Genomic DNA, 11,302 nt, shown 5'->3' on the forward strand with positions numbered 1-11,302 from the left:
GAATGACACTCAAAGTAGGCCTAGCCAGCGACCATCGCGGCGTGCACATCAAGGCACGTCTCCTGCAAACGCTTCTTCGCGAAGGGTTTGAGGTCTGCGACGAGGGCACCGATTCCACCGACCCAGTCGACTACCCCGACTTCGCCATCCGCGTTGCCGAGCAGATTCGTGATGGCAAACTGGATCGCGGGATCTTGATCTGCGGCACCGGAATCGGCATGGCAATCGTCGCGAATAAATTTCACGGCGTTCGAGCCGCTTCGTGCTACGACGAAGTCATCGTCGAAATGTCGCGGCGACACAACGACGTCAATGTGCTCTGCCTGCCCGGTGACTTGATCGGGGAACGCCCCATCGATGAGTTGGTCCTGATGTGGCTTCGCACCGACTTCGAATGTGGACGCCACTCCCAACGCGTCGACAAGATCACTGCGATCGACAGCAGTGCCTCGCCTGACATCAATCCTGGCGTCTAGCCCGTGGCCGCGAAGAAAGCCTCTGGGTCCTCCCCCAAAGCCGCAAAAACCACGCGCGCGATCGCACTTGATGCGCCGCCTCTGAACTCGTGGAACGAACTGATTGGCCACGACAGCCTGGTCGCGGGCTTGAGCACCGCGATCCGACTGGGACGCTTGGGCGGAAGCCTGCTGTTTGTAGGCCCCAGTGGTGTCGGCAAAACATCCGCCTCCATCCTGCTGGCCCAAACACTGCTCTGCGAACGCAGCACCGCACGTGACATGGCTCCTTGTTGCGAATGCCCTTCCTGCGTTCAAGTCAGGGCGGGCACGCATCCGGATTTCATCCAAGTCCGTAAACCCGACGACAAAACGCTGATCCCGCTGGAACTCTTGATCGGTCCCGTCGACGCGCGTTTGCAAGAAGGATTTTGCCACGACGTGCACCTCAGACCAATGCAGGCTCAACGCAAAGTCGCGATCCTGCACGACGCCGACTTCCTCAACGAAGAAGGCGCCAACTGCCTGTTGAAAACGCTGGAAGAACCGCCTGCCAATGCGTTGATCATCCTGATCGGCAGCAGCGAACAACGCCAACTTCCAACCATTCGTTCGCGATGCCAAATCCTTCGCTTTCAAACACCGGTCGGTGAAGCGGGGCGAACTCTGCTGAGAAAGCAACTCGACCACTATCAATCGCAACACGAAGACGAACCGCTGCCTCCCATTTCCGAGGAAGCCTTGGATGCGGCGATTGAATTGTCCGCCGGCGACATGCACGTGGCTGCACGACTCGCTCGTGGAGGCGGCGAACAAATTCGCGAAGCCCTTTGGAATCAACTCGCCGCTCCGGTGCCCGACCCAACCGCGATCGCGCGTTTGATCAATGGGCACCTCGATTCGATCAGCAAAGACGTGCCCAAACGACGAGCAGCACTTCGCGACGTCTTTTCGATCGCTGTCCAACACTACCGCCGGCAATTGCGATCCGATGCCAATTCAGGGGAATACGACCCTGCCACCCACCGGCGACTTGACCGCACTTTGCGAACCTTTCGCGAGATCGACCGCAGCGCCAACCTTGGTACTCTCGTCGATTGCTACGCCGCGGATTTGACCTTGGCCACCACCGGCGACCGAGGCGCCATCGGCTAACCAGTTCCATCTGGTCACCCCGCCCGCGTTGAAAGTCGTGCAGCGTTGCCATCACCCTCCCCCGGGGAGGTCGTGCAGTTTTTAAATGCTGTGCTTGCAATGCGTTTCTCATCACCCTCCCCCTGGGAGGGTCGAGCGAAGCGAGGGGAGGGTCGAGCATCGGAACCAGCGCGGAACCCTCCCCGGCCCGAAGCGGGCCGACCCTCCCAAAGGGAGGGTGAAATAAACTGCACGACCTCCGCAGCGGGAGGGGTCGGAAAGCGAGCGTTGAGCGAGATTTCCGGGGGAGGGCAGTGCGCGCCGCTTCCCATGCTCGGCCCTCACCCTCGCGTACGCCTGAACGGCGTCGCTCGACCTCTCCCAAAACTGCGTTTCAGGAGAGGTGCGCCGCGTGAGAACCCGCTAAAATGCGGCCTCAATAAACTGCACGACCCCGGGAGGGTCGAGCGGAGCGAGGGGAGGGCCGAGCATCGGGACCAGCACATCCCCCCCTCCTCGGCCCGACGCGAGACCGCAAAGCTCATCAACTTTTGCTGTCCTACTGGCATGCCAACCGTTACGCTAGAAGCACCGCCTTCTCTTCGCCGTCTTCTCGGGGTGTCACGATGTTCGACTGGAAAAAGCTGTTCGCCAGCGTTTGGCTTCTCGCCTGGATTGCCTTCGTTGCAGCCCCCAACTCACTGGCCCAAGACAACAGCGGTCCGCTCGTCCCCGGAGGCTTTGGCCCCGATGTCGCTCTTCCCGCAGGTGCCAATCCAGACCCAGGTGCAGCTGGTGGTCAATCACTGGCGGACTTCAGCCAGCTGATGCAGCTGATCCAAACCACCGTCGAACCCGAGTCCTGGGAGGCACTGGGCGGCGTCGGAACGATGGCTCCCTATCCCGCCGGCATTGTCGTTGCCCCCGATGGCTTGCTTCGCGAAATCGAGGCGGACAGTACTCCCGAGGCCAAGTCCGTCCAATGGAAAAAACACGCGGCGGCTTTGATGTTGGACGCGGCAGCTTCCCGCGACGACACTTCAACACTGGTTCCGGAACACTGGACATCCCCCTCGAAGATCCGGTGTGTGTCGGTGCGACGATGGATGCAAGCACTCGCTTCGGAAAACCTTGCCGATCGCAAAACATCAGAACCTGGCTCCAACAACGATGCACTGGGACATGCCGGTGGATTGTCCAAAGTCTCGCTCGTCTTGTTAACCGATGACGACATCGTCCTGGCCGGCACCGTCGGCGGCTTTGAGCAAGTGAATGGTTGGCAAGTTGATCGACGCACGGGTCTTCCCCCCATGAACCTGACTTCGCTCGCCGTTGGATTGTCAGCCGCGCTTCACCAACAACCTTTTGGCTGCACGATCGATCCCACACAAGACGGCCTGAAAAAGGCCACCGCTCTCGGACAATCCATCGTCTCGGGCGACGTCCCGATGGGACTGGCAGCCGAGTCATTGGCTGAGGCCTTGGGGCGACAAGACATCCACGTCTTTGGCACTTCCGCAGATCACGAGATCGCTTGGCTGCTCATCGAAGCCGATCGACACATGAAACGACTGGCACTTGGTGACGAAGACATGCCGGACGGAGTTCGCAACTACTTGCAAACCATCCAAGCCACCGCGGGCAATTCACCGCCCGCCGATCTGTTGCTTCGACTTTGGTTCACGGGGCAACCCTTGGAAGTGCAGCATGAGCGAGCTGATTCCGCCAACCTGTGGCAGTTGTCAGGAACGCCCTTGCGACTCAGTGGCGAGAACGAAATGGCGTTGCTGAATGGTCGGCGCGGCAACGTTGTGCTGGATCCATCCACGGAAGCCTTCGTCAATCACTTCAACCAACAATGGTCAACAATCCGAACACGTTACCCGCTCTACGGCGCACTCGAATCGGTCTACCAGGCCACCGCTTTGGGGCAGCTGTGGGTGCAAAGCAGCCGGAAAGATTCGCCCACGGTTTCACCGCAAAACGACCACGCAACTCTGCAGCGAGCGTTACTGCACTTCGCCTCCCGAAGGTCCACCCAATTGGTAACGCCAACGCAAGTGGACTCGATCGCAGTCCTGCATCGATATCGGCACCGCAACAAAATGCATCAACTGATCCTGGCCAGCGGCGGAGTCAGCGTCGCACCTTCGGACCTGTTGCCGAATCAAATGTTGCCGCGTCCAAGCTTGGCCAACTACGGCAAACTCGTCGACGCCCGCCCCAGTGATCGCTGGTGGTGGAACGCAGAATGACTGACCGAGACGCCCGGTTTCCATCGGCTGGCGTCGATAGCTACATCCTGTCGCCACTTCTTGGCTGAGACTCCCACACCAGTCCCAACGGGACGACAGGTTGTCGCCACGGGTGCAACCCCGTGGTCAGGAGAGCAACGCACCAAAAACCAAAGCCCTGAAGGGGCGACAGGTGTTTGGAAACCGCATGCGACCTGCCGTCCCTTCAGGACTGGATGATTCTGTCGCCGCCCGAATCCATCGGCTCACGCCGATGGCTACATCATGCCGCCACTTCGAGGCTAAGACTCCCACACCAGTTTCCATCGGCTGGCGCCGATGGCTACAACCTGTCACCACTTCGTGGCTGAATCGCCCGCACCAGTCCCAACGGGACGATATTCGTCGCCACTTCGTGGCTGTCCTTGAGCAGACGCCTAAACCACTTCGCGATACAGCGCTCTCGTGGAGTCTTCGTCGAGCTCGATGGGGTTGAATGTGCCGGTCCACTGCTTCAGCGCATCTTCGACGAACAATCCAATGTCCGATGTTGGGATCGAAAGGTCGTCCAGCGTTGTCGCGAGGTCCGCTGCCCGCATCCACTCTTCAATCCATTCGGCCAAACGTGTGGGCGCCTCGGAAACCTCGCTGCAAGGTTCGAGCTCTCTCAGCAACTCCGCGTACCAATCCGCGTGAACGGTTCCGTTGAACCGAACGACCGCTGGCAACATCAGCCCCACCGCTTGACCGTGCACGATATCATGCCGAGCAGTCAAAGGATTGGCCGTGGCGTGCGCCGCGCCCAACATCGATGTTTCGATCGCCATGCCAGCCAAGCACGCCCCGAGTTGCATGTCCGCACGAGCTTCCAAGTCATCGGGAACCTGTAACACGCGAACAAAAGATCGAGCCAACAAACCAAAGGCACGCCGACTGTAGGTCGTCGACATCACATTGCGTTTTTTACTGACGTAGGTTTCAACCGCATGCGAGATCGCATCGATGCCGGTCAGAGCCGTCACCCCGCGAGGCTGGGTCAACGTGAATGTGGGATCCAGCAATGCGATTCGGCAAGCGGCCTTGGGATCACCGCACGCCATCTTCACATGTGTTTCGGCATCGCTGATCAACGCGAAACTTTGAGCCTCGCTGCCGGTTCCCGCCGTGGTCGGGATCGCAATCATCGGCAACATTTCTGACGTTGCTTTGCCCACGCCGTGGTAGTCGTGAATGCGACCACCGCAGCTGTAAACAAAGTTGATGCCTTTGGAGCAATCCATGCTGCTGCCGCCCCCCAGCCCAATCAGCAGATCAGGCTGGAAATCCGCGGCCACGCTCACGCCCGCATCGACCATTGCAGACGTCGGATTTTCGGCGAAGTCATGAAAGGACGCGACTTCCCAGTCGCTCTCGCGGAGCAGGCTGGTGATGCGATCAAAATGCCCCGCGGCGACGATCCCCGGATCGCAAACGACCAAAACTCGCGGTCGCCCCGATCCCAAAACGCCTCCTAGAGAACGTGCCAACTCGTTGATCTGATTCGAAACGTTCGGCCCAAACACGATTCGCGTTCGTGGATGAAGATCAAACGGTTGCATGCGGGTGTCCTAAAAAAGGGCGGCAATCGAGGCGGGAGATCAGGTGGGAAGGACCATCAGTTGAACGCATCCGTCGCTCACGCCAAACCCCATTGACGTCGCAGAAACCACTCGACCGACAAAGCCCCGGCAAACAAAAGAAAAATAAGCCAACCGCTCAGCGGTCCGTCACCCAATCGGAACTTTTCGATCACCGTTCGGGTGGACTCCGTCCGGCGAGACAGGATCAAATCCACCAATTCGTCGATCTGCTCTGGCTCGAACACTCGCCCGCCCGACCCCGATGTCGCCGAGGCAATTTGACGAAGCAACGAATGATCGGTCGCCGACGCCGTTAATTCTCGCGTGTCGTCGAGCACCTGAAACGCCACCTCAGCCGGTTCGATCGAGTCACCGTTTTCCGCCGAAGCGTCTTGCTTGGGCGCGGCCACACGCAAACGATGAAAACCAGCTGGCATCGTCGGCAACTGGCCGGTGAGCGAAACAGACGACTCCCCCGACGACGTGGTGCTGGACATCGGCACCACGATTGATTCTCCCGACGCGAGAATCACTTCGGCTTGCAGCGTCCCTGCGTCAGGAAGCGATGAAAGATCGCCTTGCATCGTCGCGGTGAACGCAGGTGTCTCCGTTGCCACAAATCGACGCGGCGACAATTCCAATTGGATCGTTTGCTGCGAGGAATCTTCTCGGGCGAGCGACCAAAGAATCAACTGCCGCCAAAACCGCCGATGAAAATCCCCCAGCCCCGCGCGTCGCCACGTCCAGGTGGAATCAAACGCCAGTGCCGCGACTCGGCCGCGACCGTATTCCCCGATGACCATCATGGGTTCGTCATTGGCCGTCTGCAACAAAACTTGAACGCCCGGAGCGACTCGAACCGAAGGCCATCGATTGGCACCCGGCATCGGTGGCAAGTTCGACCAACCGATCAGACTGCCTTGGTGGCTCGCTTGGATGGTCGTGATCGGATGCGTGGTGGCAGGTTGCAAACTCACCGATTGTCGCGTGGGGTCAGCATCGCTCGCCAATCGATTGGATGAACTCAACGGCCCAGGCGGTTGTCGCTGCCGATCATCCAATTGCACCGGCAAGACTTTCGCCAGCGGTGTCGACGCGTAGCCGCCTCGTGAATACGTGTGCTCGCCGCCCAACATGATCAGCGCGGTGCCTTCCCCAACCGAGTCGGCCAGTTCTTGCAACTGTTCATTGCCCAGCGCTGCCGCATGCAAGTCGCCCAGGATCACCACGTCGTAACGACCTCGGCTGAAGTCATCGGCCAAATCGATCGGCCAGGCACTGACGGTGTCACGCGGGATCCAGCGGTAGGTCAGTTCCAAATCCAAGAACCGACCAAGCGCCCAGCGCAAATCCTTTTGTTCCAATCGTGGCGTCCCTTCGACATACAACACACGCCCGCCACCTTCGCGAACATCAACAAACGCGACTTGCGAATTGTTGTCGGTGATCGTCTCGCCCGATCGAGTCTCGACACTGGCCACCAACCGATATTGGCCTGGCTTGGGAGCCAAAACCGGCACCTCGATCGAAATCGTTTGCTCCATCGTCTCGGGCGTGACCGTGCGAGTCGCGGCGATGGTGGTTTGCCCCGCGGAATCAATCCACTGCAGCGAAACCTTGGCCGGTGATTGAACAACGCCCCGGGTGCGAACATCAAATGACACGCTGGATTCATTGCCCGTGAACATCCGATAGGTTTCGGGCAACGATTCAATCGCCAAATCAATCTGGCGTGACGCCTCCGCGGGAGGCCCCAAGGGGATGGTCCAAATCGGGACGCCCATCGCCCCCACCAAGCGGGCTTCTCGACGTGGGTCGGACTGCTCCGCTTCGTTGCCGTCGTTTCGATTGGTGATTTGAGTCCCGTCGCTCAAGACAGCCACTCCGGTCAACGGGCTGTTTCGTCCCCGGTTCATCGCCGCCAACAAAGGCGATGACAAATCGGTCGCTTTTCCTGAATGTTCGATCTCATCCACGCGGCTTGTCAGTGTCTCCAGTTCGCCTGTCCCACTCTCGCCGATGACGTTCGCCGAAGCATCAAACCCCATCACAACGACTTGCAACGCCTGATCAGAATCCGACAAACCGGCTGCCAATCGCTTCAGCGTCCTTCGCTGCTGTTCCCAACGATTCTCTGATCCATCGGATGGCAACCCCATGCTCGCCGACGTGTCGATGGCGATGGCCAGTGTCGCTGCCGCGGGACGATTGTCCGATCGAACGAGCGCCGGTCGGAGCAACACCAACGCCAGAGCAATCGATGCCAAACCACGCAACAACAACAGACTCTGCCTGCGACGCCCGCTCACTCCCGGAGGCAGAATCGTGAACAGCATCGCGACGATCAAACCCACCAACAGCAACGCGATTGGCAGCGAATCATAAATCGGGTCGAGACTCCAACTCACGTGGCCGCTCCCGAGGTGCGATAGAAGCGATTACTCAACAATTGCTCGGCAAGAAACACGACCACGGCCAACAACATCATCGGTCCATGCAGAGACACCGGAGGCGAACCGCCCACGCGGCCCTGGATCGACAATCGTTCCCCAGAATCCGATGGCATCCATTGTTCGGCGCCGAATCGCTGGTCCATCTCCGTCGCGGACACGCGTTCGTTCTGCGACCAAACAGGATCCAAGTTCGTTGAATAGCCACCCCAGTAGTCGGGGCCACGCAAAAACGTCGTTCCAACTTCATTCGTTTCGGGGAACACGCCGCCACGTTCGACCACGTCCACTTCGCTGACAACGGGTTCGCCGTCGAATGCACTTCCCGCTGCCATCGGTGGGTACAGTCGCACACTTGGTTCCGCCATTGCAGCAGTGGTGTTCTCCGCCGAATTCGAAGCAAGCTGAATCTGATTCGCCGCATCCTTCTCAGGAACCACGGCGGTCGCACCGACCAACACCGTCATGGCTTGGTCTGAAACTCCGGTCGCCCACTGCATCAGCCCACGCCAAGTGACAAACGCCGGCCAAGCGTCGGCGGCGGTGAACATTTCGTTCCAGGAACGCGTTTTCTTGGACAATGCAGGCAAGGGGGTAGTGAGCACCGCGACGCGGCCTGAATTCCCGTTTGATTCATCGGACTCGATCGTGCGAGCCAGGATGGCAGGGTGCTGAGTCCCGGCGTAGCGGACCACCGTCTGCCAACCGGCATCCACATTGGGTTCGGTCTGCCAGTAGCGATGGACCGGAAAAGAACTCCACGGTGGCTGATCGTCCAACAAGGTCAGCGGTCGTAGGATCGGGTGCGAGGGCAGACGCTCTTCCCAAAACTCTCCCGGCGGAGGCACACGCCACGAGCGCACCCAATGCGGCAACAACCGATCCTTGGCTCCTGACACATCCGCTTGATCGCTTGACCGCGCCACGCCCAACACTTCCGTTGACGGTCCCATCATCATCACCACGCCTCCACCGCGGCCAGCCAAATCCATCAGCTGGTCGACGGTATTCTTTGTCAGTCCCGTTCCCGAAACGACCGCTTGAGATGCCGCGTCAATTTGGATCGGCGGGTCGATCATTGCCACCGCATCAATCAACTGCCAATCCACCGCCGACAAATCAGAGTAAGCCACCCCGGCAACACGAAACCCAGCTCCGTCATCATCCGGTGCTTTGGGGGCTGTCAAAGCAAGGCCCAACTCGTTGCGTTCATCCGCGTGCTCACCCACCAACAGCACTCGCGGTGGGACGGGAATGGTGAGTGTCAAAAAACGTCGATCGTCCCAACCAAACGCGTCGTCTCCCACCAGCTCAACCACCGCGTGATGAGTTCCCAAATCCAAGGGTGGCAACGTCAGAACCAATTCCACATTGGCTCCTGCGACAACCGTCGCGGAAGCTCGGTCCACCCCGCGAAGTTTGGGCAGCACCAACTCTCCGTCGCGAATCACAGGCAGCGACGGATCGCGTTCATACAAACTCAACTGAACGGTCACGTTGAGTGATTGGTCCTCATTCGCCGATGACTCCAACCCGACCGAAACCGAAATGGGAATCGCGACCCCCGGTGCAGGAGCCGCATCGATCAACTTGGGTGGCGACAAAAAACGATTGATCAAAGCCCCTTCTGAGGCACCTGCGTTGCCGTCGTCGCCAGCGTCGACTTGCAACATTGAAATCGCAACGTCTTCCGGTTGCATCGCGGGTGTTTGTGCAGAGGGCTTCCACGACGCCGCGTTCCAATCCGAAACCACCACCAATTGCTTGCCCGGCAAATCGCTGGAACGCAACAACTCGATCGCTGCATCCATGCGTTCCTGCACTGGCAGCGGGTTGGCCAACGGTTTCATCTGCGACAAACGCAATCGCGCCGAAGCGGCATCCAGCGCAAACCCCATCGGTGTCGCGGAACGGTCCAGCACGGCCAAACGACTTCCCTCGGGCAAACGTTCAATCACCGTCGCGGCTTCGCGAATCGCTTGGTCCAGCCGACGGGACTTCGTTCCCTCCGAACTTGCGATCATTCGCTCGGACGAAGGCCCATTGTCGATCAGCAACGCCATCGCGACCGGTTGCGTGTTTCCTTCGGACAGTTCACCCGATGTCGCCCACGTTCGCGTCCCCAGAAACAACGACGCGAGCAACGCGACCAATCCCGCCACCGCCACACCAATGGCCAACGACCGTCCCATCCCGCGGGCAACCGCGACGCTGGCCAGGATCAAAAAACCGACTCCGGTCAGCCCCATCAAACCGACCGTCCACCAAGTCGAGGAAAGCGCCGAGTCAATGTGCGGGCGAGCCAGAGCGACCGCCAACGCGATGACCGCCAACACACGGAGCGCCAGCAACCACCAACGGCGGATTCGCAGCCGACTTCGTTGCGAACTCAGCTTGGGACGCAGAAACTGAACGCCTGGAAACACAACGCGTTGCGGTTCACGGCGAGCCAACAAGTGCAATGCAATCGGCACCACCGCGGCCAGCGTTCCGAGAATCAACGTCGCGTTAAAAAACGTCACTTGCGATCCGTCAAATTAAGAATCCATTCGGCCAACTCATCCAGAGTACCCGCCTCGATGGTGTGCGGTCCCTGAAACGCGCGGAAGTCCCACTCCTCGGCTTCCTCGTGCAAGGTGTCCGCCAACGTTGCAGCACTCGAAAACGGCAGGATTTGGTCCAACGTTCCGTGCGACTGCAGAACTCGCGTCGTTTTCAAACGCCCGCCTCCTGACTTCGACGCTGCCTCGCGCCACTGCGGGCCACACACCAATGTACCGGAGAATTGCACCAGAACATTCGGGGGAGGGATGTCGCCGGTCAACGCCGCGTTCATGCTCACCATCGCGCCTTGCGAAAACCCGCCCAAGACATACGGTCGTGGCGACTCAGCCGTGCCTGACTGCTCGTTGGATCCAGCCGGCGGATCGGCTGGCATGCTGCTCAAGACCGCACGAACTGTCGACACCAATTGGTCACTGGCGGAATCGATTCCGGGAGGCGTTTGGTCGTGCAACTGGTCAAACTGGGAGGTCTGCAAAAGTTGCTGGAGCGATGCCATGTTCAGTGGCCACCACGCTCGACCGCCCGGCATGCCCTGGTCGGCCAAGTCACCGGGTGCAACGGGATACACAAACCGAACCGCTTTGGCGGCGTCACCCAGTTTGCTGACCAGGTAATCCGTCAAACCGACCAAGTCGTCGCCGGGGGCTCCGTAACCATGACAGAGAATGACCGGTAACCAGGGCTCATCCGAGCCATCGACCACGGTGCACGCGAGCTCACCAAATTCGGACGCGTGAAAAGATTGTTTGGGAGTGTTCATGCCTCCCAAGATAGTGCGTGGGCGGTGGTTGAGTCAGCCCAGACCCGATCGAGCCATTGCCCCAATTGTTCCCCCGAGTCCCCGC

The 11,302-nt window shown here is 59.6% G+C and carries 7 protein-coding genes; 3 read left to right on the forward strand and 4 right to left on the reverse strand.

Annotation, left to right across the window (positions count from 1 at the left end):
- The first annotated feature begins 2 nt into the window (after positions 1-2).
- From rpiB to PSR62_RS01935, 3 genes are all read left to right on the forward strand, one after another.
- Complete coding sequence (gene rpiB, locus PSR62_RS01925; RefSeq protein ID WP_274406154.1) at positions 3-476, forward strand: ribose 5-phosphate isomerase B; 474 nt, start codon at positions 3-5, stop codon at positions 474-476.
- 3 nt (positions 477-479) lie between these two features.
- The gene (locus tag PSR62_RS01930; protein WP_274406155.1) at positions 480-1,610 is read left to right on the forward strand and encodes a DNA polymerase III subunit; all 1,131 of its coding nucleotides are present in this window, start codon (positions 480-482) and stop codon (positions 1,608-1,610) included.
- A 605-nt stretch (positions 1,611-2,215) separates the two neighbouring features.
- Positions 2,216-3,844, forward strand: coding sequence for a DUF1598 domain-containing protein (locus PSR62_RS01935; protein ID WP_274406156.1), 1,629 nt, complete (start codon positions 2,216-2,218; stop codon positions 3,842-3,844).
- A gap of 416 nt (positions 3,845-4,260) precedes the next feature.
- Here the strand turns inward: PSR62_RS01935 and PSR62_RS01940 are convergent, their stop codons facing one another.
- The 4 genes from PSR62_RS01940 to PSR62_RS01955 all read right to left on the reverse strand — a co-directional run bounded on the left by PSR62_RS01940 (position 4,261) and on the right by PSR62_RS01955 (position 11,217).
- The gene (locus tag PSR62_RS01940; RefSeq protein ID WP_274406157.1) at positions 4,261-5,421 is read right to left on the reverse strand and encodes an iron-containing alcohol dehydrogenase; all 1,161 of its coding nucleotides are present in this window, start codon (positions 5,419-5,421) and stop codon (positions 4,261-4,263) included.
- A 77-nt stretch (positions 5,422-5,498) separates the two neighbouring features.
- Complete coding sequence (locus PSR62_RS01945) at positions 5,499-7,850, reverse strand: glutamine amidotransferase (RefSeq protein WP_274406158.1); 2,352 nt, start codon at positions 7,848-7,850, stop codon at positions 5,499-5,501.
- Entirely contained in the window at positions 7,847-10,414 is a 2,568-nt protein-coding gene (locus PSR62_RS01950) for a BatA domain-containing protein (RefSeq protein WP_274406159.1), read from the reverse strand. The genes PSR62_RS01945 and PSR62_RS01950 overlap by 4 nt, the downstream gene beginning before the upstream one ends.
- Positions 10,411-11,217: an alpha/beta hydrolase gene (locus tag PSR62_RS01955; protein ID WP_274406160.1), complete on the reverse strand. Its 807-nt coding sequence runs from the start codon at positions 11,215-11,217 to the stop codon at positions 10,411-10,413. The genes PSR62_RS01950 and PSR62_RS01955 overlap by 4 nt, the downstream gene beginning before the upstream one ends.
- Between the last annotated feature and the right edge of the window lie 85 nt (positions 11,218-11,302).

Source organism: Rhodopirellula sp. P2 (assembly GCF_028768465.1).
Taxonomy (GTDB): Bacteria; Planctomycetota; Planctomycetia; order Pirellulales; family Pirellulaceae; genus Rhodopirellula.

Coding starts and splice junctions, on each gene's coding strand:
- rpiB (WP_274406154.1), top strand. CDS start 3: ATGACACTCAAAGTAGGCCTAGCCAGCGACCATCGCGGCGTGCACATC.
- PSR62_RS01935 (WP_274406156.1), top strand. CDS start 2,216: ATGTTCGACTGGAAAAAGCTGTTCGCCAGCGTTTGGCTTCTCGCCTGG.
- PSR62_RS01940 (WP_274406157.1), bottom strand. CDS start 5,421: ATGCAACCGTTTGATCTTCATCCACGAACGCGAATCGTGTTTGGGCCG.
- PSR62_RS01955 (WP_274406160.1), bottom strand. CDS start 11,217: ATGAACACTCCCAAACAATCTTTTCACGCGTCCGAATTTGGTGAGCTC.